The sequence below is a fragment of the Paenibacillus sp. FSL R7-0312 genome (assembly GCF_038004445.1).
In the GTDB taxonomy this organism is placed as follows: Bacteria; Bacillota; Bacilli; order Paenibacillales; family Paenibacillaceae; genus Paenibacillus_AQ.
The window spans coordinates 5,847,496-5,871,023 of record NZ_JBBORE010000001.1 but is presented as its reverse complement, the minus strand read 5'-3'; the positions used below and the strand labels follow the sequence as shown (position 1 = coordinate 5,871,023).

Below are 23,528 nucleotides of genomic sequence, written 5' to 3'. Positions count from 1 at the left end.
GTAACCCCAAAAGTGCAGCGGGTTGCTGCACCGGATTCATTATGCTTCTTCCTCTAAATGTCCATTTCCAGGAGGGCAGCGGTCTGCGGATTGCTGCTTCGCCTGGTATTCTGTGCCCCAATCCCTCATCAGTTTAATAATCGGAATCAGCGTCCGGCCAAATTCGGTCAGCGAGTATTCAACCTTCGGCGGCACCTGATGATACACCTCGCGGTGAACCACGCCATCCTCCTCCAGCTCACGAAGCTGAAGTGTCAGCATACGCTGGGTGATGCCGGGACAGATCCGGCGGAACTCGTTGAAGCGTTTTGTTGAATCCATCAAATGGTATAAAAGCACACCCTTCCACTTGCCGCCAATAACATCGAGGGTAAATTCAACAGGACAAGCTGCACCCTGGCCGTCCGGACAAGCACCGAAACCGCCTTTACGGTTACGCATAACCGAACACGCTCCTTAAGTATCATTTTGTATACTACCTATCAAAAATGTGCGTACTTCACGAATGGTTATCTATCCACTACTATAAGCATGTGAGCAGGATAACGTCAATTCCAGACCTGAAGGATACACAGAAAGGGAGTATGTGAAATGGATCATACAGTAAAAGAAACCGCAACAACCAAGCAGGAAATTCTGGCCGCCTATGCATACAGACACGCTACCAAGGTATTTGACAGCAGCAGAAAGATCAGCGAAGAGGATTTCGGGTTCATCCTGGAAACAGGCCGCCTGTCACCGAGCTCCTTCGGCTTCGAGCCCTGGAAATTCGTTATTGTTCAGAGTATGGACATCCGTGAGAAGCTGCTTCCTTATGCCTGGGGGGCACAGAAGCAGCTGCCGACAGCAAGCCATTTCATGCTGATTCTCGCAAGACTGCCGCGTGATATGGCTGCGGGCTCGGAGTATATTCAGGGTATAATGCAGGATGTGCAGAGCCTGCCGCCGGAGGTTGCCGAGGGTAAGCGGAAGGTCTATGATATGTTCCTGAAATCCGATTTCGGACTGGAAGGGAATGAGCGGGCGATATTTGAATGGGGTGCACGGCAGACCTATCTGGCTCTGGGTAATATGATGACTGCTGCCGCGCAGATTGGCATCGACTCCTGTCCGATTGAAGGCTTCGACAAGGCTAAGATCGAGCAGGTGCTGACAGAGGAAGGGATAATGGACCCGTCACATTTCGGAATTGCCTGCATGGCGGCTTTTGGTTACCGGGTTAATGAGCCGCGCGGCAAAACCCGTCAAACGGCCGGGCAGGTGGTCCAGTGGGTCTAACCGCAGCCGCTTCAGCAATTTAGGCGAAGTGTGAGCCATTTAAAAATAGATGCCATCCTTATTAAGGGCGGCATCTGTTTTTTTGCGAGTTATGAAAATACATAGAAGCTTCGAAAAAAGTTTGAAAACTTGCTGAAAATTCTGCTACTCTTAATAAGTCAGCTTGTTACTTGTAACAGGCTGCCAGTGATCGTCAATTCAAGATTGAAGGGATTCCTGCAATATGAAAATCATCCGCGTTATCGCTGAAGTCTGCTTGCTGTATGTGTTCTTCCTGGCCGGAGATTACTTGCAAAAACTGCTGCATCTGCCGGTTCCGGGCAGTATCGTAGGGCTGTTGCTGCTATTCGTCCTGCTGCTGCTTAAGATTGTTCCGGTGAAGCTGATCGAGAACGGCTCATCCTTTATTCTGGCGTATCTTCCCATGTTCTTCATCCCGGCAACCGCTGGTATTATGAACCATCTGGATATCTTCAGCGGAAGAGGGCTTCTCCTGATTGGCGTTCTGGTGATTAGCAGTGTACTGACCATGGTCGTCACGGCACATTCCAGCCAGTGGATTGCCAGCCGCAGCGCCAAAAGGCTGACAAGACGGACGTATCCTGCGCGCAGCCTGCAAGGGAAGGGGAAGGAAGCATGAGAATTCTGCTGGCCGTTGGTTTTGTACTGATGAATGTTCTGATCTATCTCTTCATGTCCATGTTATACAAACGCTACCGTCTTCCTGTCCTGCTGCCGGCATTGACCGCAACGTTCACTGTAGTCGTGCTGCTCCTGGGCTTCCATATCTCTTATGAGACTTATATGATCGGCGGCGACTGGATTAACCGCCTGCTTGGACCGGCGGTTGTATCCCTGGCCTATCCGCTGTACAAACAGCGGCACGTGCTGTGGAAGAATCTCCCGGCCGTACTTGGCGGAACGGTGACCGGACTGCTCGTAGGAATGTTCAGCGGGCTGCTGATGGCAGCCGGACTCGGCTTCTCCAAGCTGTATGTCCTCTCCATCCTGCCCAAGTCGATTACAACTGCAGTAGCGATCCAGATCTCCAGCAATCTGGGCGGAGATTCCTCGCTTACCTCCGTATTCGTGATGATCGCCGGATTCACGGGGGCCATCGGCGGGCCGTATATCATTAAGCTGTTCAGAATCCGCGGCGAGTCCGGCATCGGCATCGGCTTGGGAACGGCGTCCCACGCCCTTGGCACAGCCAAAGCCCTGGAGTACGGTGAGCAGTCGGTGTCCATGAGCTCTGTGGCCATGACGGTATGCGCCATTGTCGGTTCCATTGCCGGACCGTTCGTAGCCTGGATCATGTATCATTAATGCAGCTTCTTACCCGTTAACACGCAACCGGATGACATTCCACGAAGCTGCCGGAAGCATGGCGCTTATACATCCGCCGTCTGCCGCCGCCGTTCCGCGGTTATGCGGGAGCACATTCGCCGGGTTCGAGCGGGTGTTCGCCGCTTGGAGATCCTCATGCTCAAGGATGGTATGCTGAATTACCTCTACTGCACCGAAGCTGCGCAAATCGACGGTCAGCTCCATGCCTTCGCCCAGATGACGGTTGACAGCAAATACGGTAACCTCGTTCATTTCTTCGTTATACACACTGACCGCTTCCAGATAAGGAACGTCGGTGAAATCCTGTGAATCATATTTCGGACTAGTAATCAACGGGTGCAGCACCGTTCCCCGGCCATAGATTGAAGCATGCATGTAAGGATAATAAGTGGTCTGCAGCCAAAGGGGTCCCCCGTTCTCAGTCATAATAGGGGCAATGACATTGATCAGCTGGGCAATGCAGGCCATCTTCACCCGGTCCGCATGCTTCAGCAGGCTGATCAGGCAGCAGCCGACCACAAGTGCATCCTCCAGATTATAGACATCCTCGAACTCCGGCGGGGCAATCTCCCAATGCTGCTGTGCGCGGCTGGTTCCTTGAGTCTTCCACACATTCCATTCGTCCAGAGACAGATAAATCTTTTTCTTGCTTTTCTTCTTAGCCTTGATATAATCACATACTGCTGCTACGCTGTCGATGAACTGGTCCATATCGAGTGAGCTGGCCAGGAAATTCGCTGTATCGCCATTATTATTATTGTAGTAGGTATGCAGGGAGAGGAAATCTACGTTATCGTAAGTGAGATCCAGCACGGTTGCTTCCCATTCGGCAAAAGTATTCATGGAGCTGCCCGAGCTGCCGCAGGCCACAAGCTCAAGGGAAGGGTCTACCCAGCGCATGGCTTTGGCGGTTTCATTCGCGAGCCTGCCGTATTCGACGGCCGTTTTTGCTCCAATCTGCCACGGGCCGTCCATCTCATTGCCCAGGCACCAGGTGCGGAAATTGTGGGGAGCCTGATACCCGTGGGAGATGCGCAGATCGCTCCAGTAGGAACCGGAAGGGTGGTTGCAATATTCCACGAGATTCCTGGCGGCGTCAATTCCGCGGGTACCCAGATTGACCGCCATCATGACCTCAGAACCGGCCTGCTTGGCCCAATCGGCAAATTCATTGGTACCCATCTGATTCGTCTCTGTAGTCCACCAGGCTAATTCAAGAGAGCGCTTACGGCTCTCCTTGGGTCCTACGCCGTCTTCCCAGTTATAGCCGGAGACAAAGTTACCTCCGGGATAGCGGATGATCGGCACGCGGAGAGCCCGGATGGCCTGCAAGGCATCACCCCGAAAACCGTTAGCGTCTGCGGTAGGGTGTCCCGGCTCATAAATTCCGCCATAAACGGCCCGGCCCAGATGCTCGATGAACGATCCGTACAGCCTCGGGTCTACTTCGGCCAGCTTGAAGTCCTTGTCGACAATCATCTTGGATTGAATGCTCATTGTGTTAAGCTCCTTTTGTTTTGAATTCATATTACAATTAATGAAATTATTAATCTAATATCCTGATTTATGATTACATCATACGGATTACAGCGTATACTAAGCAATAAAAATATTTAGGATTAATAAAAATGCTAATTCAAAGAGTGCGGAGGTTAGAGGATGTATTTAACAACGGATTCCGAATCACTGAAGGTATATGAAGCATTAGCCAGTGAAGTGCGGCTGCGGATCATTGATCTGCTCAGCGTGGGGGAGATGCATATCAAGGAAATCGCAGCCCGGCTGTATCTAAGCAGCGCCATAGTCAGCTCCCATGTGGCCAAGCTCCAAAAGGCAGGCATCGTCAGCTCCCAAATGAAGCGGATTGACGGCGGCACATATAAATACTGCTCGCTCTCCGCTAATTTTCTGCAGATTAAATTGTCAGGAGCCAAAGGCATTGCCCGGAAGGTGGTTGAGGTCTCCGTGCCGGTGGGACATTATACCGATCTTCAGGCTTCACCAACCTGTGGCATTGCCACCACCGAGAAGCTGATCGGATATTATGATGATCCGCGTTATTTCCTGGACCCGGAGCGGGTCGATGCCGGAATTCTCTGGTTCGCCAAAGGCTATGCCGAATATAAGGTGCCGAACTATCTGTTCATGGACCAGAGGGTGCAGGAGATTGAAATTTCGATGGAGGTCGGCTCGGAAGCGCCGCATGTCAATGAGAAGTGGCCTTCAGACATTGCGTTTACGATGAATGGAATTCCGCTTGGCAAATGGACCAGTCCCGGTGATTTCGGTGTGCAGCGGGGAAGGCTGACTCCGGCCTGGTGGAATTCCGATGTGAACCAGTATGGCTTGCTGAAGGTGCTGAGGATTAACGCAGGGGGAACTTACATAGACGGCCAGCAGATTTCTGCAGTCACCATTGATGAAATAGGCTGGCAGAAGGACCAGTGGAGCTTCAGGTTAACTGCAGAAGACACCACCCGAAGGCGGGGCGGTTTAACCTTGTTCGGACGCGGGTTCGGGAATTACGAGCAGGATATTGTTTTCCGCGTGTATTACGAATAGTGAAACTGTATAGATGAAGAGTAGGGGATGTGTGACGGGTTGAGACAATGGCTCTACGGCTGTATTGCCGTACTTGTTCTGACGGGAATTATTGCTTACGGTTTCCTGAGTGCACCCAAGGTAATCCGGCTGGAGCAGGAAATGCAGGTTACCGCCTATAAGCTGCAGGAGGCAGGTTATGCGAAGACAGTGACTGTAACACTGAAAGGTGCGTATGCCGAAAAAACCCATTCTTACACCGGTAAGCTCGCTGTTAACGGGGTTCAGTATAAATACTGTGATTTGAATCCGGAGCGGGGGTTCATGATCTGTGCTCGGGAGGACGCGGGAGGTGAATATAAACTTTTGGGTCAGGTATTTGCAGATTCCGGATTTCAGACATGGAGTCTTGCTCTGCAGAAGGGGGAGAAGTCTCCCGGTTATGAAAGTAACAGCTTCTATTATGCAATTTACGGGGAAGATGATCCTGGTGATGACAGCATCATTCTCAGCTATCCGTCAGCAGACAGGGACACAGCGATTCAGCAGTATGAGTCCCTGCAATCAGTCTGGCAGGATCAGTGGGAGCGCCGGGTGAAATAACCTCCAGCCAAAATGTTTGCAAAATAGGTCAACGGGTAACTATAACTAAGTAATCCAAAACCTGCACAGCTTGCATAAGGAGGAGTTCAGATGCCAGATCATATCGAGAATGAAGCAGACATCCGCAACAAAGAGAATAAAGACGGTGATTCACTCGCGGAACGCAAAAAGATGGAAAATGGTGTAGACATTGAACCGGAAGCCGATGACTGGGTCGCCAAACCGGCTGAATCTGCTCATCCCGACCCCCTTCCGAAGAATTAGAGCGGCAACTGCATTTCGTATGTATGAGACTTTTCCTTAGGGACAGAGTTTTTTCACAGAGGCCGGATGCTTTCCTTGCGAGGGGCATCCGGTTTTTGTTTGTTTTGCGCCCTGCGCGAAAGGGCTTATTGAGCTTGGTTTAGTAAATAATGTATACTATAGGAAAGTACAGCCTCATCACGTCTTGATTCTCCAGATCATCGCAGGTTCACAGGTCTCAGGCAATTCAAATTGCGGGGAGGAAACCTAGTATGCGTAGTCGGAACGAGAACGGCCGGTATCGGCAAAAGCGCGGTGATGCCCTGACAGGCAACCTCGAGAAAAAGTACGGATCGAGCTTCGGTGTGCGAAGCGACATGAAGCTGGAAACGCTGAGAAGCCAGCGTGAGGAAGGTCCGCCCTTAATGCAGATGCAGAGAGAACAGCAGCATAAAGAATGAATTCTGAAGGCTAGTGTGGTCGTTATTCGGCTCTAAATCATTAACTCCTATAAAAATGGCTGCAGTTCCTAACCGGAACCCTGCAGCTTTTTCTTTGTATACGAAATAGGGATAAATCCCTCTGAATCCGCCAAAAGTGGGCAGCAAGCGGGAACGAGGAGCAAAAGTGCCCCTGAATCCGCCAAAAGTGGGCAGCAGGCGGGAACGAGGTGCAAAAGTGCCCCTGAATCCGCCAAAAGTGGGCAGCAGGCGGGAATGAGGAGCAAAAGTGCCCCTGAATCCGCCAAAAGTGGGCGGCAGGAGGGAATGAGGAGCAAAAGTGCCCCTGAATCCGCCAAAAGTGGGCAGCAGGCGGGAACGAGGGGCAAAAGTGCTCCTGAATCCGCCAAAACTGGGCAGCAGGAGGGAATGAGGAGCAAAAGTGCCCCTGATTTTACCGGAGGCTGTCCCAAACAAAGCATTCAGAATAGAGCAATGTGAGATGGCTTAAAATCTACATCAGCTGCTCAGGCTGCATAGCTCGGGCTGATTCACCCGTTAGGGTGATTTTGTTCGTGTGAGGACCGCCAGAAATTACCGTCATAACCTCCCTTTCTCGGAGGCATACTAGCTCCCATTAGTGAAATACTGGGGCTGGAGGCGGGACCGACTACAATGACAATGATACTTTTGCAAGATAGTTATAGCGCACTGGCAGCTGTAAGCCCGTATTTATTCTATTTTACTGTATACTCTTTTCTGGGCTGGGTGCTTGAAGGCAGCTATAACCTCTATAGTGCAGGTGCTTTTCGCAAAGAAGGATTCTTGAAGGGGCCGTTTAAACCCATGTACGGCTGTGCGCCGCTGCTGCTGCTGACGGGACAGAGTATTGGGCTTCCGCTTCCTGTATTCCTGATGCTTACCCTGATTATTCCGTCGGCTGTTGAGTTTGTCAGCGGCTGGCTGCTCAAGGGTATTTTTCGTAAGCAGTGGTGGGATTATTCGGGAATGCCCTATCAGCTGCAGGGACATATCTGCCTGAAATTCTCGTTGTATTGGTGGGGGTTGTCTATTGCCTGTATCTATGGTTTGCAGCCGCTGGTGCATTTCCTGTATCTGCATGTTGAGCAGGTATGGACACCGTTGATTCCGCTGGCCCTGCTGCTATTCTCGGCAGATCTGCTTTGGACTTTCCGTACCCGTCGGCGCGGGCTGAGGGAGCTGGATCCTACGGAGCAGCTGGAGCTTGGTGAGGGATGATTAGACTAGGAGACATTTCCGGATGATTCTCCGGATGATTCTCCGGATGATTCTCCGGGGATGTATGTGTTAATAGGTCAGCCAGAGTAATTTGGTTGGCCTATTTCTGTTGAGGATGAAAAAGAACTCACTCTTATCTGTTCTTAAGTCCCTTTAAGGTTTGATCATATTCATTCATAACCTGAAACAGATAATCCATGAATTCTATACTAATGCCGGAGGGTAATGAGGACTTCGTGTTTGTTTTGATTACAATCTTACGTTTCATTTCAGTCACCTTTTTCCTCGTCAGATTGATTTGATTTTTTAGCTGCAATCATACGATAACCTTAAGACTTAAGAAATATTTTTATCCGTAAATATAAGAAGTGGACTGCGTTATGGAGCTGTTCGGATGACGCTCAGACAAGGAATATCTTACAACCGTGTCAAATATAGAGGTATACGGGTTGCCTAATATACCCCGGAGCGGGAGGGAATATGAAGAGATTCAAGAAATACTATCCGGCTGTGATCATTCTGGAAGCGCTGATTATAGTTTTACTCGCAGGGTTATGGATACGCGAAATCAATAAGCCGGTCCCTCTGGCCAGAGATCAGCTTAACTTGATTACGCATTTTGATCAGCTGGATTTGGACAGAATTAGAGAAATGATACATAGATTTAAGGAAGGCAAGGGAGATAATCTTACCATGCTCCGGTGGGGCGTCGATAGCGGACCGTTTATTCATGATGTATATGATGACGGTAAGGTGCTGCACTGGACGGTGGATAGCAGCCGGGACGGAGCCGGGTACAATGGGGAAATAGAATATGTCTGCCAGGAGATCCAGCTTACGGAGGTCGAAGAATTCTACAGGGTAGAATTGTCTGATTGTGAGAATCAGCCGGAAGACTTCAAGGTTAATCCGGTTTCTTTTCGCAAGGATGAGCTTTAGGCCGGAATGAAGGGTTATAATAAAATGCTAAATCAATCTTAGGAGGAATCTTCATGCCAATGTCTGAATATTACCGGGAGCTGCGCGGCAAGACCGGCAACGGGTTATTAATGAAGCCTTCAGTAGCGGCGGTAGTGCGGGATGAACAAGGCAGAATTCTGCTGATCCGCAAGAAAGATGAAACGCTGTGGGGGCTGCCCGCAGGGGCGGTCGAGCCTGGAGAAACACCATCCAGAGCGCTCCGCAGAGAGGTGTTCGAAGAGACGGGTCTGATGGTTACACCTGAACAGATCCTCGGCGTATTTGGCGGCGGGAAATACAGATATGAATATATAAATGGTGATCAGGTGGAGTACACGGTGATTGTGTTTGAATGCGTCATCGTCAAAGGACATCTGAGAAGTATGGACGGGGAGGCGGAAGAGCTGGAGTTCTTCAAGGAAGATGAACTGCCTGAGTTAGCCATCCCGTATCCCCCGAAGCTGTTTGTGAGCGATGCCTCTGATACACGGAAAGTTATTTTTGAGTAAAGCACTGCCATTTAAGCAAAATGAAGATATTGTTCCCATAGGATTCAGCAGTTTCAATACAAAGGAGTAATTTCATTGCATAATCCGGTAATAAGATCCAAACTGATCTACTGCGGCGCAGTACTGCTCGCTGTTATGCTGGGCCTTGGGACCAGGGTATATGGTGACCAGCTGCCGCGCTTTGTCAGCGGACACTTTGGGGATGCGATCTGGGCAGGGATGATCTACCTTGCCTTCCGCGTGTTGTTGACCCGGTATCCGCTAAGATTGTCGCTTATGCTCAGCCTGTGCTTCAGCTTCGGGGTTGAGTTCAGCCAGCTCTATCAGGCGGAATGGATTATACATGTACGCTCGACAACAGCAGGCGGACTGATTCTGGGCCAGGGTTTCCTCTGGATTGATCTGGTCCGGTATACGGCTGGAATTCTGTTCTGCTATGTAATTGACCAAATCTTACAAAATTGATTCTGGAATATACAGGAGGAAGAATATATATTAAGTGAGGCGATGCAGGTATGTAATAATTTGGAATGAGAATGCCTGTAATCAGCCGAACGCTGCCTGATTTGGAGATGAGTAACTGCAAATGACGAACAGTTTAATCGTGGTATGCCTGCTGACCCTGATCATTCACACAGCAGAGACGTTATCGTATTCGGTGCGTTTTGCCGGAGTGAAGCTGAACAAGATCGCCATCGCCTTATCCCTGACCGGTATTATCGTGCTGGTCTCCAGAACGGCTAATATGGTACAGGCTCCCTTAACGGCCAAATTCGTAGACTATGGCAAAATAGACGGTAGCTTTCCGCTGCTCAATTATCTGCGGATTATTATGCTGGCTTCTTCACTGGGCACCTTGATAGCCATTGCCTTGTTTCCTACCTTCGTAGGGCTGTTCGGAAGAATCATCTCCAAGCTTGAGATTGAAGGCTCTATTCCGAAGCTCCTGACCAGTGTAACCGTCGGCCAGCTCAAGAATACGCGGAAATATATCCGCAGGCCGAAGGTGAGGCTGCGCAGCTTCCGCTATCTGGGTATTCCGAAACGATTCATCGTAATGAATATATTCGTAACGGCGTTCTACACCGTTGGGGTGTTATCCTCCATGTATGCAGCCAAGCTAATGCCTGATTTAAGCACAACTGCCTCCCAGGCTTCGGGTCTGATTAACGGGTTAGCGACGATCCTGCTGACGGTGTTCATCGACCCGCAGCTCGGGATCATTACCCATAAGGCGACGGAGAATGTGGAATACCGTGATCAGCTGGGCAAAATCTATGTTCTGCTGATGGGCTCACGCTTTCTGGGCTCACTGCTCGGTCAAGCACTGCTTGTTCCGGGAGCCCACATCATTTGCTGGCTGGTGAAGCTGATCTGATTCTGAGGGACAAATTACTTAGGCAGCTTCAATTCTGCGGAATGGATGGCTGTGCTGATCTGCTGTTCCCAGCTGTACATACGTCCGGCCATTGTACGTATCTCACCCATTTTGCTGTAAGAGAGCTTCATCGCAGCCGCGGCCTTGGTGGCATCTCCCGCCTTGACGGCGGCTTTGTAGCTTTTGTCGGCTTCGCTTCTCTCGGCTTGCATTGCCGAGAACAATTTGTTCTGGGCGGTGATCTGTTTCTTGAGGTTTGCAACGGGTGCAAGGGCATCCTTAGCCGGCTTATTTCTTGCAACAGTAAGCGCCTTGGCTTCTGCTAGTGCAGAGGTTGTGACCTTCACCTCAGCCCGTGCTGCAACTGCGGCCGCCTTAAGCTTATTGCGCTTGATCTCAAGGAGCGTGGCATTCTTCAGGTTATTGGCCTTGCGCGCAGCTGCCGCCTGTTTGCCCAGTGAAGTGTATTGCTCCAGCACGGGTGCATGCTTCTTCTGCATGGCTTCGGCTGCAGCACGCAGCTTGGCAAGCTGGGCGGCATCTGTGGATTTCAGCTTGGCATTAACCGCCGTGAGCGCCGTATTATTCTGCTTGCGCAGCTCCTGGTTCCGCTGAATTTCCGACTTTAACACTACCTGCAGTTCCGTATAATCCGTATAAAGATTGTGAATCTCATCCAGCGCTGAATCCCAGTCTGAGGCAGCAGAAACCTGGGGGGCAACACCAGGCCAAAGTGTCAGCAGGATCAGCATAACCGTGATTCTCTTTACAAACTCTCTGGTAAAACTTGTGAATTTAAACATATCATTCCGCTCCTGTCATCATTAATTTGATAATACAACACCATAGGACACAAAGAAGCACCCCCAAGAAAGGCATGAACTGCCGATCCTGCGAGGTGCTTCTCCCGCTTAGCGTGTGTTATTGTTCATTTAGTATAACCCTGAAGGAATGGATAGTCAAGGAAAATAAAGAACGTTAGTTCTTATTCGTGGAATGCTTCTTTTTATATGACTTGGCCAGGAAATCTAGTAGAATATATCTATAGTTTACAATAATATATAAAGTTCGACATCTAGGTACTCATAGGAATAGGGGATGCAGGATGCAACTTAGACATGTGAAAATAAAAGGTACAGGCAAATATCTGCCGGAACGCGAGATTAGTGATGCGGAGCTTGATGTTGTACTTGGCACGCCTCCGGGCTGGGTTAATAAAATAACCGGAGTTGGCATCCGCCATTATGCCGGTGAAGGTGAAACTGCTTCTATGATGGGTGCAAAAGCTGCGGAAGCGGCATTGGCCGATGCAGGCTTAAGCTTTGAGGATATCGATTGTCTGGTCTGTACCAGCGGGACCAAGGAGCAGCCGCTTCCGAGTACGGCAGTATTCATTCAGCAGGCGATGGGACAGGCAGATTCCGGCGTTCCGGCTTTTGATATCGATGCGACCTGCCTCAGTTTTCTGGTAGGTCTTGATGTTATGTCATATATGGTTGAAGCGGGAAGATACAAGAATGTACTGCTGGTTGCTACAGAAATCGCATCGGCAGGGCTCAATTGGGAGGATAAGGAGAGCTCGGCACTGTTTGGTGACGGGGCGGCGGCAGTTGTTATTGGTCCGGCGGAGGCCGGTGATGTCTCGGGAATTCTTCATGCTTCACTCAAAACCTACAGCAGCGGCGCGCGTTATTCGGAAATCGCCGGGGGCGGCACAAGGCTGCATGCCCAGAAATTCACTGCCGAGAATGCAGTGCCGTATTTATTCCATATGGACGGGCAGGCCATCTTCCGCAAGGCTTCGAAGCTGCTTCCGGACTTCATCAGTGAAATGCTGACAGCTACGGGTAATCAGATGAATGACTTCCGTCTGGTCATTCCTCATCAGGGCAGTGCCATGGCTATGCGGCTGCTGCGCAAGAAGCTGGGAATTGCCGAGGAACGGTTCCTCGACAATACAGCAGGGCATGGCAATACCATTGCGGCTTCTATACCTATGGGACTGCATGAAGCGATTAAGCAGGGCCGGATTACCCGCGGAGACCGGATTATGCTGATTGGTACAGCGGCAGGGTTGTCTTTGGGAGGCATGATTATTGACTATTGATCAGAATATTCTGATTACCGGCGGACGCGCCCCGGTAGCCCTGGAGCTGGCAAGGCTGTTAAAGGCAGCAGGCCACCGGGTCTTCGTTGCGGAAAGCGCTGAATATCATCTGTGCCGGGTGTCCTCCGCTGTCGAGGCCAGCTTCCTTGTGCCTTCTCCGAGGCATCAGCCACAGGCTTATATCCAGCGGCTCGCCGGATTAACGGAGGAATTAAATATTAGCTGTCTAATTCCCACCTGCGAAGAGATATTCTATATCGCTGCTGGACTTGAGCATATAACCGGCTGCCGTGTGCTTGCTCCCTGCCGTGTGCTTGCTCCCTGCCGTGAGATCCTGGCGCAGCTGCATCACAAGGGGGAGTTCATTGCCTGGGTCCGCTCTCTTGGATTTGCCGTCCCGGAGACTACCCTAATCAGCAGCGCTGCCGAGTGGCACCGGACCCAAGAGATTGCTGCGGCGGACGGTAAACAGCAGGTCTATAAACCGGCCTTTTCCCGGTTTGCCTCTAAAGTGATCCTGCCTGATAGCGGAGATGCCGCAGGGTGCCGGAGCCAGAAGCAGCGACAAATCTCTCCTCCGACTGGTATTTCCGCTGCTGCACCCTGGGTAGCTCAGCAGTATATCAAGGGCAAGGCAGTCTGCACTTACAGCATCGTGCATGAAGGCTCGGTAGTCGCGCATGCAGCGTATGACAGCAGGTACCGGACGGGCCGGAGCGGTGCGAGTGTATATTTCGAGCACCTTGAACATCCTGCGGCACAGGAGTGGGTGCAGCGGTTTGCCGGAGCTATCAGCTTCAGCGGCCAGATCGGGTTTGATTTCATAGAGGCGGAGGATGGAATTCTGTATCCGATTGAATGCAATCCGCGTGCGACCAGCGGGATTCATCTGTTCACTCCGGAGGATGGGCTAACGGAGGCTCTGCTGAACCCCGGTATGCTTGTGCAGACTGGCGAAGTATTGATTCCGCGCTCAGACCGAAGAGCTATGCTGACTCTGCCCATGCTCGGCTGCGGACTGAAGCCGGGGCGCGGAGGCTGGAGCAATTGGCGGCGGGCATTGCGCGGGGCAGAGGATGTAATCTGCCGGAAGGGTGATCAGCGTCCTTTCCGCGAGCAGTTCCGTGTGGTCTATGCCGCGCAGAAGACGGCTTGGCGGCACCGGATTTCAATTACAGAGGCGCTGACAGAAGACATAGAATGGAATGGTGAAGGATGACAAAAGCACTGGTGACAGGGGCGACCGGCTTTCTCGGGCAGCATACAGTAAGCAGACTGGTTAAGCTGGGCTGGGAGGTCTACGGGCAGGGACGGAATCCGGAGCTTGGGAGGCGGCTTGAGAAGAAAGGAGCGGTATTCCTCCCCGGGGACCTGCGCGATGCTGACACAGCAGACCGCGCCTGTCAGGGGATGGATTTCGTATTCCACTGTGCTGCGTTGTCTTCGCCTTGGGGGAAATACCGGGAGTTCTATACATGCAACGTGGAAGCGACTAGCCATATTGCCGAGGGATGCAAGCGGCAGGGTGTAGGGCGGCTGATTCATATCTCTACACCAAGCGTGTATTCCAGCCAGCTTCACCGCGTTGGAATCCGGGAGAGTGACCCGCTGCCCGGGAAGCCGGCCAATGCTTATGCCGCGACGAAGCTTATGGCTGAGCAGGTAGTGGAGCAGGTAGCGAAAAGCGGGCTTACGGCATTTATGCTCCGGCCAAGAGCCATCTTCGGCCCGATGGACAATGCCCTCTTCCCGCGGCTGCTGGCAGCGAATAAGACCAAGGGAGTTCCGCTGATGAATGACGGAACAGCAAGGATCGATCTCACCTGTGTGGAGAACGTAATTGATGCCATGCTGCTCTGCTGCGAAGCCCCGCTCTCTGCGTCCGGGCGGGCCTATAACATAACCAATGGTGAGCCGGTCATGTTCAGGGATCTGGTGACCAGATTGTTCTCCCTGCTTGATATTCCTCTGCACACCAGGCGGCTGCCGTATGCCGCCGCTTATGCCGCTGCGGGGATGATGGAAGGCATACACAGGCTGCTGCCGTTCCTGGGAGAACCGCTGCTCACCCGCTATTCGGCAGCCGCGCTGGGAATCTCCCAGACGCTGGATATTTCGGAGGCCAAGGAGCAGCTTGGCTATCACCCGCGCGTGACATTAGATGAAGGTCTTCGTGCCTTCGCGGAATGGTGGAGGGAACAGCAATGATTACTGAGATACCAGTTAAATTATCCATATTGTCTGCAGGATATTGCCTGCATCCCGAGCTGCTGACGCTGCGGGGGGGTTCCCTTAAGCCCGCTCTTTTCCCGGCAGGCTATACCTTGATCCGGCATCCGCAGCATGGGCCCATCCTGTTCGATACGGGGTATAGTGCCCGGTTCTTTCAGGAAACGGCGCGTCTGCCGGCCTCACTCTACCGCCGGATTACGCCAGTAGTGTATACAGATGAAGAGAGCGCTGCGCGGCGGCTCCAGGAAGGCGGGATTGCTCCGGAGGATGTGCGTTATGTTGTGCTGTCGCATTTCCATGCGGATCATATCGGCGGGGTGCAGGATTTCCCGCAGGCGAAGTTTATCTATTTGCGTAAATCATACGATGCCGTAAGCAGACTGGGTCCGGTCCGGGCAACAAAGGCAGGATTTCTGCCGGGACTGCTGCCAGAGGACTTCAACGTCCGTTCGTTGCCCGTAGATGAGTATTCGGCTACGCGCCAGCTGCCGGCCGGACTTCCGTTCACGGAGGCGTATGATCTGCTTGGAGACGGAAGTCTGCTGGCGGTGGAGATGTCAGGCCATGCCGCCGGTATGATTGGCATGTTCGTCTCCACCGGGGAACATGATTATCTGCTCTGCGCGGATACGGTCTGGTCCAGCCGGGCGTTCCGCGAGAACCGCAAGCCGCATCCGGCAGCCGGCCTGATTATGTCCAGCCGCGCGGAATACAAGCAGAATTTCCACCGGCTGCGCCAGATCCATGAGCGGTTTCCGGACATCCGGATCGTACCGAGCCATTGCCGCGAGGCGCTTGCGCTCTGGGGAACGGGAAGTGTGAAATGAAGCGGATGAGGCTAGTCATAACACATTATATTCTCACCAAATGGGGCCGGCGCTGGAAGAACCGCGCAGAGCTGGAGCAGTGGCAGGAGCTGCGCATCCGGCGCCATGTGGACAAGGTAAGGGAGAACTCCCGGTTCTATAAGGAGCTGTGGGGAGGCATTCCGGCGGCTGAATGGCGGAAGTTTCCTGTGATAGAGAAGTCACTGATGATGGAAAAATTCGATGATCTGAATACGGTGGGCATTACGAAGGAACAGGCTTTTGCCGAAGCCTATGATGCGGAGAACAGCAGGGATTTCAAGCCTACCCTTCAAGGCGTCACGGTTGGTTTGTCCTCGGGAACCTCGGGCAGCCGGGGGATCTTTCTGGTCGGAGAAGAGGAACAGGCAGCCTGGACAGGTACCGTGTTGGCCAAGCTTTTGCCTGGAGGACTGTGGAGACGTGCGCGGATTGCCTTTTTCCTGCGGGCGAACAGCAATCTGTACGAATCTGTGAAGCAGGGCCGTCTGCAGTTCCAGTACTTCGACCTGCTGGAGCCGCTTCCGCAGCTCCTGGCCCGGATGGAGCAGTATCAGCCGGATATCTGGATCGCGCCGCCTTCCATGCTGAGACTGCTGGCTGAAGCGCAGCATTCAGGCGTTCTGAATCTGCAGCCGCGTAGAATTATCGCTGTAGCTGAAGTGCTGGACCCGCTGGACCAGCAGCATATTGAACGTACTTTCGGGCAGAGGGTGCATCAGGCATATCAATGCACTGAGGGCTTTCTTGGCTCCACCTGCAGTCATGGGACACTGCATCTCAATGAGGACATCGTACATATTGAAAAAGAAATCCTTGATAAGGAATCCCGTCGGTTCGTACCGGTTGTGACCGATTTCTCCAGATCCGTGCAGCCGATTATCCGCTACCGGCTGAATGATATTCTGACCGAAGCGGCTGAGCCTTGTCCCTGCGGTTCGCTGTTTACAGCGATCGAGCGGATTGAAGGCCGCTGTGACGATATCCTGTATCTGCCGCATGCTTCAGACGGCCAAATGGTCACGGTATTTCCGGATTTCATCACCCGGGCAGTGCTGGCAGCCTCTGCTGAAATTGAGCATTACCGGGTTATCCAGCATAGCCTGCTTGAGCTGGAGATCTCGTACCGCACACGGCCGGGCAGCGCGGAAGATATGGAGCCGCTGATTGCCGGCGAGCTGTCACGTCTGTTCACGCGGCTGTCCTGCATTCCTCCGCAGCTGGAATTCACAGCGTACAGCTTCACCCCCGGCAGGCAGAAGCTGCGCCGGGTGGAGAGGGGCTGGAAGCTGTGAACAGCAGAGTCATTCAATATGACCGCCATTCGGTGGATCAGCTGGAGTGGCCGGATACAGAATATGGGCGGTATGCCCGCGATTATATTATTCCGCTGCTGGAACGGGAAACGGAATATTATATCTCCAACGTCCATACCATCGTTAAGGTGCTGACTGTGGACGGGATCCCGGTTCCGGTTACAGTCAATGATGGCAATTATGATAATTCATATGTGTGTTCCCCTTATACGCATTACGTCAGTTATGCGCGTGAGGAGCTTGCTCTGCTGAACAACCGGATGCTTGAAGGCACATTGTCAATCATGCTAAGGGGAATGGGCTGGCTGCTGAGGCAAGGCAGGTTCAACCGGGTGATTCAAGTTAATAACTGGCTGCTGTCCACCAATCTCTATCCTGCGCTCAGCGCCGGGCAGCTGACGGAATTACTGGAGTATCTCCGTCAAGCCTATCCCGGCTATACGATTATCTACCGCTCGCTCAGTATGGAGACTTCAGGAGACCTCATCGGCAGTCTGCGCGGGTACGGCTGCAAGCTGGTGCCAAGCCGGCAGATTTATCTGCTGCAGCAGAACAGCGCCGGCTCCAAAGCCAGATGGCTCGTTAAACGCGACCGGAGTCTGCTGGCCAAACACGGGTACACCGAAGTATCCCCGGCTGAAATTACACCGGAGGATATTCCCCGGATTGTGGAGCTGTACAGGCTGCTGTACATTGACAAGTATTCGGCGTATAACCCGCAGTTTACAGAAGCTTTCATTGCCTTGGCACTGGAGCGGGGGACGCTGCAGGTCTATGGGCTGCGGCAAGGACAGGAAGGAAGGCTGGATGCGGTACTTGGCTTCTATGAGCGGGATGGCGCAATGACAGCGCCGCTCTTCGGCTATGACACGGCTCTGCCCCAGTCTGTGGGACTCTACCGTATGCTGTCTGCTGTTCTGATCGGGCTTGCCGGAAGCCGCAGTCTACTGCTGCATGAGAGCTCCGGTGTAGGCCAGTTCAAGCGCAACCGGGGAGCGGTGGCCGCTATAGAATTTTCTGCTGTATATGACCGGGGTACTACCTGGCTGAACCGCTGCGGCTGGTCATTTCTGGAGCTGCTGCTCCGGCGGATCGGCATGCCGCTGATTCAGAAGCTGAAGCTGTAGCTGGATCAATGAATCGTCAGGAGGCAAAAAATGAATCTCGCTAACCGTATCACCTTATTCCGGATACTACTGATTCCTTTGTTCATTGCACTCTTTCCTATCTATCCGCAAGCGTTAATCAGCAAATCGGTGATCCTGCAGCATCTTGAAATACATGGTGTTTTTTATGCGGCCTTGGTCTTTATAGTGGCTTCCTTAACGGACAAGCTGGACGGGTATATCGCAAGAAAATATAATCAGATCACAAATCTCGGAAAATTGCTTGATCCTCTGGCAGATAAGCTGCTCATTGCTGCTGCGTTGATCCTGATGGTAAGCCTGCATTTGATCGCCTCTTGGATTGCTTTTGTAATCCTGGCGAGGGAAATAATAATGATGGGCATCCGGATCGCCGCTTCAGCGCAACGGATAGCTCTCTCAGCTGACAGATACGGCAAGTGGAAAATGGTGCTGCAGGTTGCGGCCTTCTCGGCAATCCTGTTGAACAATGCTCCGTTCAGCCTGTTCACTTCTTTTCCAGTCGGTCTGACACTGCTGTATGGAGCTTTGGCCATGACGGTATACTCCGGTTATAACTATATTAAGAACAACTATCTATTACTGCAGCTTGGACATTGAACATCACTTATCTATAAAAGGAGCTGCAATATGAGCATTATTCCAAACTTGCCCCACGGTCATGATCCAATTGCGCTGATCACCGGCACTTCCAGCGGTTTCGGGCTGCTGACTGCACTTACGCTGGCGCGCAGAGGCTATAAGGTAATCGCCACCATGCGGGATCTGAGCCGCAAAGACGAGCTTGTAGAGCAGGCTGAACAGGCCGGTGTTCTGGAGCGTATTCATCTGATGACGCTGGATGTGACGGATGAATCTTCAGTTGCTTCAGCGATCCACGCGGTTACTGAGCTGTTCGGAAGAATTGATGTGCTGGTGAACAATGCCGGATTTGCTGTAGGCGGCTATGTGGAAGAAGTAAGCATGGAAGCGTGGCGGCGGCAGATGGAGACGAACTTCTTCGGCCTGATAGCAGTAACCAAGGGGGTACTTCCCATCATGCGCATGCAGCGTGCGGGTCTGATTATCAACGTAAGCAGTGTCAGCGGGCTGACCGGTTTTCCCGGATATGCGCCGTATGCCGCCTCCAAGTTTGCTGTGGAGGGCTTCAGCGAGAGCCTGCGGCAGGAGATGCTTTCTTTTGGCGTCCGCGTTGTATTGGTTGAACCCGGCTCATTCCGCACGCCTATCTGGGGGAAAGGTATTGCCGGCATCCATAGCAGCGAAGGCTCTCCTTACCAGGCCAGGCTGGAGGAGATACTGCGTTACTCCCGGCGGACCGCTGATACAGCACCGGATCCGCAGGAGGTTGCTGAGCTGATCGGGCGGATTACAGAGAAGCGCGCACCCAAACTGCGCTATCCGGTCGGCAAAGGCTCGCGGGTCCTCATGCTGAGTAAAATGCTGCTTCCCTGGAAGGTGCTGGAAGGCATAATTGCAAGGTCACTGCGCGCGATGAAATGAATGACAGCCTGAAATGGCAGGGAGATGCAAACCAAGGAGGAGGATTGCGTTCTGCCGGAATTTCCCTTACAGTTTAGCTATGGCGCTTATGCCGGAATTGTCCGGAAGATCAGAGGTTGAACTTGAACGGAGGAGAATGGTCATGCATGAGCTGAATGGAGCTAATCAATGGCATATCAGCATTGGCGGAGATTACGGGTTGAACTTCGCATCGTATGTAGGCTGTTCAGTCGGGGCATTGCGCGGACCTGGAGGGCAGCATGTGTGGCCTGCTTCCGGCTTTGACCCGGGTCTTCCGGACTCCGATTCGCTGAAGTTGGCTTATGAACAGTGGTGGCTGGAGCTGGTACGTTATAAAACGGATTGCATCCTGGCGGGGAAACATCCGCTTCTGCATCAGCCTCCGGGGTTTGAGACTGTGGCCGATTTGGCACTGCGGCAGACTTGTGCCGGACTTTGGCCTGCTTTTATAGAATGGTGGGAGATGGAGGTGGGGGGCCAGACCGCTATGCGCTTCTGGGAGGCTGCGCCGGACATCTATAATTATATTAACGAGTTTGAGGTGCAGACAGGCAGAAGCATTAGCACCTTCACACTCCGGATTGATCTGGTCTATGGTATTAAGGAACCCGTGAAGCCGGTCCATGGTTATCTTCTGCTGCCGCCCGGTTATAAGTATCTGGTGAACAAGCAATGGTGGATAACGCTTTTAGAGGAGTATTGTTAGCTGTAATTCTTATCTTTGCAGAAGCAGAACTGGGGTGTATGCATTGCCTGGAACAGTAGGATTACATATTTGCTTTGATGAGCGTGGCCGTGAGATTGAGGTTCTGGATGTGACTCCGGTTGCCAGGGACAAATACCGGATTGAAGAAACGCCTATTTTTAACCCGGGGATTGCTCTTGGTGACATCATCCGGGTGAGAGAACAAGAGGGCATTGCCTATTATGTAGAAACGGTGCAGAAATCCGGGTTCGTCAGGTATGCCTGGCTGCTTAGCAAAGAAGCGGCTGCTTCGCAGGAGATCCGCAGTTTCACAGAACGGGTTACGGAGCACGAGGGGAGATGGGAGCAGATTTTCGGCGGTTTGCTTGTAATTCATCTGCCTAAACATTCTGCTGTGGATGCAGAGCTGGAAATGTCACGGATTATCGGACGTTTTGAAGCCTAATTATACTAATTCGAGGTGGCAATATTATGAAGAAATTCTTGAGACAATGGGTGCCCAGTATTGCAATTGGCATTATTCTATCCCTATTTATCCGGACTTACGTGGCTGAAGCGATGAGAGTACCCACCGGCTCCATGATTCCGACCATTGAGATTAACGACCGCCTGGTTGTGGACAAAATGCTCTGGAACTCTTCGCTGAAGCATGGGGACATTGTTGTGTTCTATCCCCCGGTAGCCGGAGATGAGCATAAAAGATATGTGAAACGGCTGATTGGGCTGCCGGGAGATGAGATTGAGATTAAGGACGGTACCCTGTACCGTAATAATGAGGCGGTTGACGAGCCGTATCTCCAGGAAGCGATGACCTACACCTTCGGACCGGTCACCGTTCCCGCAGACCACTATTTCTTCCTTGGCGATAACCGGAATGTCAGCTATGACGCTCATTTATGGAGTACTCCGTTTGTAGACAAAGACAAACTGATTGGTAAAGTGCTGTTTGATGTGAATAACCTTTTCTGAGAAAGGCTACGGGCGAACCGGGTAATCTACCACGACGACATTCTCCAGAATCCCCTCCAGCCTTGCAACAAACGCACGGTGCGCCGGATGCGGCCCGTATTGACGCAGGGCTTCCTGATCTGTAAAGGTTACGCGAAGCCCCAGCGTATAGCCGTGGATATTCTCCGTTTCCTCCGTCATGTTAACTCCTGCCGTAATCTCCACAATTCCCGGAATTTGATCCTTCAGCCCCAGCAGTACTGCGATCAGGCCTTCTTCACTGCCCGGCTTGAAATGCTCATTGAATTGGAACGCTACCAGATGCTCGTACATCATTGATCCTCCTAAAAGTTTTGTAAGCATAAGCTCCCTGAGATCACTTCGTCAAAACTGACTTCGGAAGCATAAGCATCGTTTTGTAAGCATAACGAGATTATACTATAAATTTTTTCAATAGAAAGGGGAAAACAATGCCTGAATACTCCACCGACAGCAAAATCAAGGCCCCAATGTCCCTTCGGACATTGATAGGCATCCTTCTCCCGGGGCTGCTCGTGGCTCTAACTCCCATTACCAACGTAGAGAGGCATCCGTATATCTACTATTTCCGGGTGTTCTGGTTGAGTGCCAGCCTCCTGGCCTTTCTGTTCATTCTATTCAACGCTTTGCGGAAGGCCGGCAGGCTGAAGTGGGGGACAGATGCACTTACAGTTCGCAACCGAAGTTATTCCGGCAAGGAGATTAAGGCAATATACATAGATGGTCCGTTAGTAGGAATATTGCCCGAAGGCAAAAGGATTGTCCCGGCTAATCTGTGCTTCAGGTTCATCGAAGACCGGGAACAGGACATGAAAAGACTGATGAACTGGACGGAAGCCAACGGAATCAAGCTGAAATATAAGAGATTTGTGAAGTGGATGTGAATATTTAATGGAAAGGCGGCTAAAGACAGGGATTCATTTGAACTAGATTAAGGGCAGATTGTGACTTTCACCGGATTGTTACTTTGGGATCTATTGACTATGATCAAGTGGAGCATAACGGAATATTCCTATAAACTAAAGGGGTGCTGAAACTTGAAAGTACATGTCACGGATCTCAAACACGGCGATTGTCTTATGACAGACACTTTCAACGGTGTAGGTCTGCATGTTCTCCCCAAGGGGACGCATGTTGAACGGGAGGAGATCAGTATCCTCATCCGGCACAAAATTCATTATGTGGATATTGAGCCGCGCAGTATACTGCATACGGGCAGTGAAGAAGAGCAAAGTCATGGTTTGCATGATGATTTCGATCACGCCATTCTGAATTATGAAACGATTTTTCTGGAAGCATTGAGGGACGGGAAGTTCTCGCACTCCATGGTCGATAATACACTGAAGCCGCTTCTGGAAACACTGTCCGGACAAAAGGATGTAGTCTCCCTGTTGCTCCTGCTGGACCGCGATGACATCGATACATATCACCATTCTTTGCAGGTTGGACTGCTGTCCTATTACATTGCTTCCTGGATGGGCTACTCCAAGGAGGAGCGTTACCAGATCAGCCGTGCAGGTTATTTGCATGATATCGGCAAGAGCCAGGTGCCGTTGTCTATTCTGAACAAACACGGATTGCTGACGGATTCCGAACGGGATGAACTCGCGCGTCATACTTCCTATGGCTATGATCTGATCCGCGGCTCCAATATGGACGAGGTAACAGCGCTTGTGGCACTGCAGCATCATGAATATGAGGATGGTTCAGGATATCCGAAGAGGCTGCGCAAGAATGAGATTCACCCGTTCACTCAAATCGTATCTGTGGCTAACATCTATATGTCTCTGACCACTTCCACTATGAACCGTCCCAAGCAGGGGCTGGTTACCGTGCTGCGCAAGGTGCATGAAATGGGCTTTGGTAAGTTGAACGAGACGGTTGTGCAGGCACTTACCGGACATTTGCTGCCAAGCTTTGTAGGCAAGAATGTCCAGCTCAGCAACGGTGAAATGGGCATGATCGTAATGAATAATCCGCTGGATCTCTTCAAGCCGCTGGTTAAAGTAGATGAGGGCTTCAGAGATTTGTCGCGTGAGCGCAGCCTGTCTGTGGATGAAGTTTTTAACTGATATGCCGGATAAGCGGCTCTCTCTGGAGAGCACAC

29 protein-coding genes are annotated in these 23,528 nt (G+C 51.7%); 25 read left to right on the top strand and 4 right to left on the bottom strand.

The window, feature by feature from the left end; genetic code table 11:
* Positions 1-39 precede the first annotated feature (39 nt).
* Complete coding sequence (locus tag MKX70_RS25980; protein ID WP_042235389.1) at positions 40-441, bottom strand: winged helix-turn-helix transcriptional regulator; 402 nt, start codon at positions 439-441, stop codon at positions 40-42.
* Between the two features lie 150 nt (positions 442-591).
* On the opposite strand from MKX70_RS25980, the gene MKX70_RS25975 reads away from it, so the two are divergent.
* The 3 genes from MKX70_RS25975 to MKX70_RS25965 all read left to right on the top strand — a co-directional run bounded on the left by MKX70_RS25975 (position 592) and on the right by MKX70_RS25965 (position 2,604).
* Positions 592-1,278, top strand: coding sequence for an NAD(P)H-dependent oxidoreductase (locus tag MKX70_RS25975; RefSeq protein WP_042235391.1), 687 nt, complete (start codon positions 592-594; stop codon positions 1,276-1,278).
* A 223-nt stretch (positions 1,279-1,501) separates the two neighbouring features.
* On the top strand, positions 1,502-1,918 hold the full coding sequence (locus MKX70_RS25970) for a CidA/LrgA family protein (protein WP_042235393.1): 417 nt from the start codon (positions 1,502-1,504) through the stop codon (positions 1,916-1,918).
* Positions 1,915-2,604, top strand: a complete 690-nt coding sequence (locus MKX70_RS25965; protein ID WP_042235394.1) for an LrgB family protein — start codon at positions 1,915-1,917, stop codon at positions 2,602-2,604. The genes MKX70_RS25970 and MKX70_RS25965 overlap by 4 nt, the downstream gene beginning before the upstream one ends.
* Positions 2,605-2,613: 9 nt before the next feature.
* Here MKX70_RS25965 and arfA read toward each other — a convergent pair whose 3' ends face one another.
* Complete coding sequence (gene arfA, locus MKX70_RS25960; protein ID WP_042235396.1) at positions 2,614-4,122, bottom strand: arabinosylfuranosidase ArfA; 1,509 nt, start codon at positions 4,120-4,122, stop codon at positions 2,614-2,616.
* Between the two features lie 162 nt (positions 4,123-4,284).
* On the opposite strand from arfA, the gene MKX70_RS25955 reads away from it, so the two are divergent.
* The 9 genes from MKX70_RS25955 to MKX70_RS25915 all read left to right on the top strand — a co-directional run bounded on the left by MKX70_RS25955 (position 4,285) and on the right by MKX70_RS25915 (position 10,559).
* Positions 4,285-5,187 (top strand): ArsR/SmtB family transcription factor, encoded by a 903-nt coding sequence (locus MKX70_RS25955; RefSeq protein WP_042235397.1) that lies wholly within the window; start codon positions 4,285-4,287, stop codon positions 5,185-5,187.
* Between the two features lie 39 nt (positions 5,188-5,226).
* Entirely contained in the window at positions 5,227-5,769 is a 543-nt protein-coding gene (locus tag MKX70_RS25950) for a hypothetical protein (protein ID WP_042235399.1), read from the top strand.
* Positions 5,770-5,859: 90 nt separating this feature from the next.
* Complete coding sequence (locus tag MKX70_RS25945; RefSeq protein WP_179093583.1) at positions 5,860-6,033, top strand: hypothetical protein; 174 nt, start codon at positions 5,860-5,862, stop codon at positions 6,031-6,033.
* 251 nt (positions 6,034-6,284) lie between these two features.
* The gene (locus tag MKX70_RS25940) at positions 6,285-6,473 is read left to right on the top strand and encodes a hypothetical protein (RefSeq protein ID WP_039297241.1); all 189 of its coding nucleotides are present in this window, start codon (positions 6,285-6,287) and stop codon (positions 6,471-6,473) included.
* Between the two features lie 654 nt (positions 6,474-7,127).
* Positions 7,128-7,712, top strand: a complete 585-nt coding sequence (locus MKX70_RS25935) for a putative ABC transporter permease (protein WP_231637847.1) — start codon at positions 7,128-7,130, stop codon at positions 7,710-7,712.
* Positions 7,713-8,192: 480 nt separating this feature from the next.
* Positions 8,193-8,651 carry a DUF4362 domain-containing protein gene (locus MKX70_RS25930; protein ID WP_042235402.1) on the top strand — a complete coding sequence of 153 codons (459 nt, stop codon included), beginning with the start codon at positions 8,193-8,195 and terminating at the stop codon, positions 8,649-8,651.
* Between the two features lie 53 nt (positions 8,652-8,704).
* Positions 8,705-9,181, top strand: coding sequence for an NUDIX domain-containing protein (locus tag MKX70_RS25925; RefSeq protein WP_042235404.1), 477 nt, complete (start codon positions 8,705-8,707; stop codon positions 9,179-9,181).
* Between the two features lie 75 nt (positions 9,182-9,256).
* Complete coding sequence (locus MKX70_RS25920; RefSeq protein ID WP_231637848.1) at positions 9,257-9,646, top strand: ribosomal maturation YjgA family protein; 390 nt, start codon at positions 9,257-9,259, stop codon at positions 9,644-9,646.
* Between the two features lie 121 nt (positions 9,647-9,767).
* Complete coding sequence (locus tag MKX70_RS25915; RefSeq protein WP_042235407.1) at positions 9,768-10,559, top strand: lipid II flippase Amj family protein; 792 nt, start codon at positions 9,768-9,770, stop codon at positions 10,557-10,559.
* A 14-nt stretch (positions 10,560-10,573) separates the two neighbouring features.
* Here MKX70_RS25915 and MKX70_RS25910 read toward each other — a convergent pair whose 3' ends face one another.
* The gene (locus MKX70_RS25910) at positions 10,574-11,362 is read right to left on the bottom strand and encodes a hypothetical protein (protein ID WP_340787716.1); all 789 of its coding nucleotides are present in this window, start codon (positions 11,360-11,362) and stop codon (positions 10,574-10,576) included.
* 302 nt (positions 11,363-11,664) lie between these two features.
* On the opposite strand from MKX70_RS25910, the gene MKX70_RS25905 reads away from it, so the two are divergent.
* The 11 genes from MKX70_RS25905 to lepB all read left to right on the top strand — a co-directional run bounded on the left by MKX70_RS25905 (position 11,665) and on the right by lepB (position 21,403).
* Positions 11,665-12,666, top strand: a complete 1,002-nt coding sequence (locus MKX70_RS25905) for a beta-ketoacyl-ACP synthase III (protein WP_340787713.1) — start codon at positions 11,665-11,667, stop codon at positions 12,664-12,666.
* Positions 12,656-13,885 (top strand): ATP-grasp domain-containing protein, encoded by a 1,230-nt coding sequence (locus MKX70_RS25900; RefSeq protein ID WP_340787710.1) that lies wholly within the window; start codon positions 12,656-12,658, stop codon positions 13,883-13,885. Before MKX70_RS25905 ends, MKX70_RS25900 begins: the two co-directional genes overlap by 11 nt.
* Positions 13,882-14,874 (top strand): NAD-dependent epimerase/dehydratase family protein, encoded by a 993-nt coding sequence (locus MKX70_RS25895; RefSeq protein ID WP_042235415.1) that lies wholly within the window; start codon positions 13,882-13,884, stop codon positions 14,872-14,874. Before MKX70_RS25900 ends, MKX70_RS25895 begins: the two co-directional genes overlap by 4 nt.
* Entirely contained in the window at positions 14,871-15,725 is an 855-nt protein-coding gene (locus MKX70_RS25890) for an MBL fold metallo-hydrolase (RefSeq protein ID WP_340787708.1), read from the top strand. The genes MKX70_RS25895 and MKX70_RS25890 overlap by 4 nt, the downstream gene beginning before the upstream one ends.
* Positions 15,726-15,730: 5 nt before the next feature.
* On the top strand, positions 15,731-17,038 hold the full coding sequence (locus MKX70_RS25885) for a F390 synthetase-related protein (protein ID WP_231637891.1): 1,308 nt from the start codon (positions 15,731-15,733) through the stop codon (positions 17,036-17,038).
* Positions 17,035-18,186 carry a GNAT family N-acetyltransferase gene (locus MKX70_RS25880; protein ID WP_340841139.1) on the top strand — a complete coding sequence of 384 codons (1,152 nt, stop codon included), beginning with the start codon at positions 17,035-17,037 and terminating at the stop codon, positions 18,184-18,186. The genes MKX70_RS25885 and MKX70_RS25880 overlap by 4 nt, the downstream gene beginning before the upstream one ends.
* Positions 18,187-18,216: 30 nt before the next feature.
* Positions 18,217-18,804 (top strand): CDP-diacylglycerol--glycerol-3-phosphate 3-phosphatidyltransferase, encoded by a 588-nt coding sequence (gene pgsA, locus MKX70_RS25875; RefSeq protein ID WP_340841138.1) that lies wholly within the window; start codon positions 18,217-18,219, stop codon positions 18,802-18,804.
* A 30-nt stretch (positions 18,805-18,834) separates the two neighbouring features.
* On the top strand, positions 18,835-19,707 hold the full coding sequence (locus tag MKX70_RS25870) for an SDR family oxidoreductase (RefSeq protein ID WP_340841137.1): 873 nt from the start codon (positions 18,835-18,837) through the stop codon (positions 19,705-19,707).
* 142 nt (positions 19,708-19,849) lie between these two features.
* On the top strand, positions 19,850-20,434 hold the full coding sequence (locus tag MKX70_RS25865; protein WP_042235426.1) for a hypothetical protein: 585 nt from the start codon (positions 19,850-19,852) through the stop codon (positions 20,432-20,434).
* 43 nt (positions 20,435-20,477) lie between these two features.
* Positions 20,478-20,879 (top strand): DUF4265 domain-containing protein, encoded by a 402-nt coding sequence (locus tag MKX70_RS25860; protein WP_160311794.1) that lies wholly within the window; start codon positions 20,478-20,480, stop codon positions 20,877-20,879.
* Between the two features lie 26 nt (positions 20,880-20,905).
* Positions 20,906-21,403, top strand: coding sequence for a signal peptidase I (gene lepB, locus MKX70_RS25855; RefSeq protein WP_039297176.1), 498 nt, complete (start codon positions 20,906-20,908; stop codon positions 21,401-21,403).
* A 6-nt stretch (positions 21,404-21,409) separates the two neighbouring features.
* Here lepB and MKX70_RS25850 read toward each other — a convergent pair whose 3' ends face one another.
* Positions 21,410-21,718: a Dabb family protein gene (locus tag MKX70_RS25850; RefSeq protein ID WP_231637849.1), complete on the bottom strand. Its 309-nt coding sequence runs from the start codon at positions 21,716-21,718 to the stop codon at positions 21,410-21,412.
* A gap of 134 nt (positions 21,719-21,852) precedes the next feature.
* Here MKX70_RS25850 and MKX70_RS25845 point away from each other — a divergent pair, with 134 nt between their 5' ends.
* On the top strand, positions 21,853-22,305 hold the full coding sequence (locus MKX70_RS25845; RefSeq protein ID WP_042235430.1) for a hypothetical protein: 453 nt from the start codon (positions 21,853-21,855) through the stop codon (positions 22,303-22,305).
* A 153-nt stretch (positions 22,306-22,458) separates the two neighbouring features.
* Entirely contained in the window at positions 22,459-23,493 is a 1,035-nt protein-coding gene (locus MKX70_RS25840; protein WP_042235432.1) for an HD-GYP domain-containing protein, read from the top strand.
* Positions 23,494-23,528: the final 35 nt, after the last annotated feature.

Coding starts and splice junctions, on each gene's coding strand:
- MKX70_RS25965 (WP_042235394.1), top strand. CDS start 1,915: ATGAGAATTCTGCTGGCCGTTGGTTTTGTACTGATGAATGTTCTGATC.
- lepB (WP_039297176.1), top strand. CDS start 20,906: ATGAAGAAATTCTTGAGACAATGGGTGCCCAGTATTGCAATTGGCATT.
- MKX70_RS25955 (WP_042235397.1), top strand. CDS start 4,285: ATGTATTTAACAACGGATTCCGAATCACTGAAGGTATATGAAGCATTA.
- MKX70_RS25930 (WP_042235402.1), top strand. CDS start 8,193: ATGAAGAGATTCAAGAAATACTATCCGGCTGTGATCATTCTGGAAGCG.
- MKX70_RS25890 (WP_340787708.1), top strand. CDS start 14,871: ATGATTACTGAGATACCAGTTAAATTATCCATATTGTCTGCAGGATAT.
- MKX70_RS25895 (WP_042235415.1), top strand. CDS start 13,882: ATGACAAAAGCACTGGTGACAGGGGCGACCGGCTTTCTCGGGCAGCAT.
- MKX70_RS25850 (WP_231637849.1), bottom strand. CDS start 21,718: ATGATGTACGAGCATCTGGTAGCGTTCCAATTCAATGAGCATTTCAAG.
- MKX70_RS25940 (WP_039297241.1), top strand. CDS start 6,285: ATGCGTAGTCGGAACGAGAACGGCCGGTATCGGCAAAAGCGCGGTGAT.
- MKX70_RS25845 (WP_042235430.1), top strand. CDS start 21,853: ATGCCTGAATACTCCACCGACAGCAAAATCAAGGCCCCAATGTCCCTT.
- MKX70_RS25885 (WP_231637891.1), top strand. CDS start 15,731: ATGAGGCTAGTCATAACACATTATATTCTCACCAAATGGGGCCGGCGC.
- MKX70_RS25905 (WP_340787713.1), top strand. CDS start 11,665: ATGCAACTTAGACATGTGAAAATAAAAGGTACAGGCAAATATCTGCCG.
- MKX70_RS25865 (WP_042235426.1), top strand. CDS start 19,850: ATGCATGAGCTGAATGGAGCTAATCAATGGCATATCAGCATTGGCGGA.
- MKX70_RS25925 (WP_042235404.1), top strand. CDS start 8,705: ATGCCAATGTCTGAATATTACCGGGAGCTGCGCGGCAAGACCGGCAAC.
- MKX70_RS25910 (WP_340787716.1), bottom strand. CDS start 11,362: ATGTTTAAATTCACAAGTTTTACCAGAGAGTTTGTAAAGAGAATCACG.
- MKX70_RS25970 (WP_042235393.1), top strand. CDS start 1,502: ATGAAAATCATCCGCGTTATCGCTGAAGTCTGCTTGCTGTATGTGTTC.
- MKX70_RS25915 (WP_042235407.1), top strand. CDS start 9,768: ATGACGAACAGTTTAATCGTGGTATGCCTGCTGACCCTGATCATTCAC.
- pgsA (WP_340841138.1), top strand. CDS start 18,217: ATGAATCTCGCTAACCGTATCACCTTATTCCGGATACTACTGATTCCT.
- MKX70_RS25945 (WP_179093583.1), top strand. CDS start 5,860: ATGCCAGATCATATCGAGAATGAAGCAGACATCCGCAACAAAGAGAAT.
- MKX70_RS25975 (WP_042235391.1), top strand. CDS start 592: ATGGATCATACAGTAAAAGAAACCGCAACAACCAAGCAGGAAATTCTG.
- MKX70_RS25935 (WP_231637847.1), top strand. CDS start 7,128: ATGACAATGATACTTTTGCAAGATAGTTATAGCGCACTGGCAGCTGTA.
- MKX70_RS25870 (WP_340841137.1), top strand. CDS start 18,835: ATGAGCATTATTCCAAACTTGCCCCACGGTCATGATCCAATTGCGCTG.
- arfA (WP_042235396.1), bottom strand. CDS start 4,122: ATGAGCATTCAATCCAAGATGATTGTCGACAAGGACTTCAAGCTGGCC.
- MKX70_RS25980 (WP_042235389.1), bottom strand. CDS start 441: ATGCGTAACCGTAAAGGCGGTTTCGGTGCTTGTCCGGACGGCCAGGGT.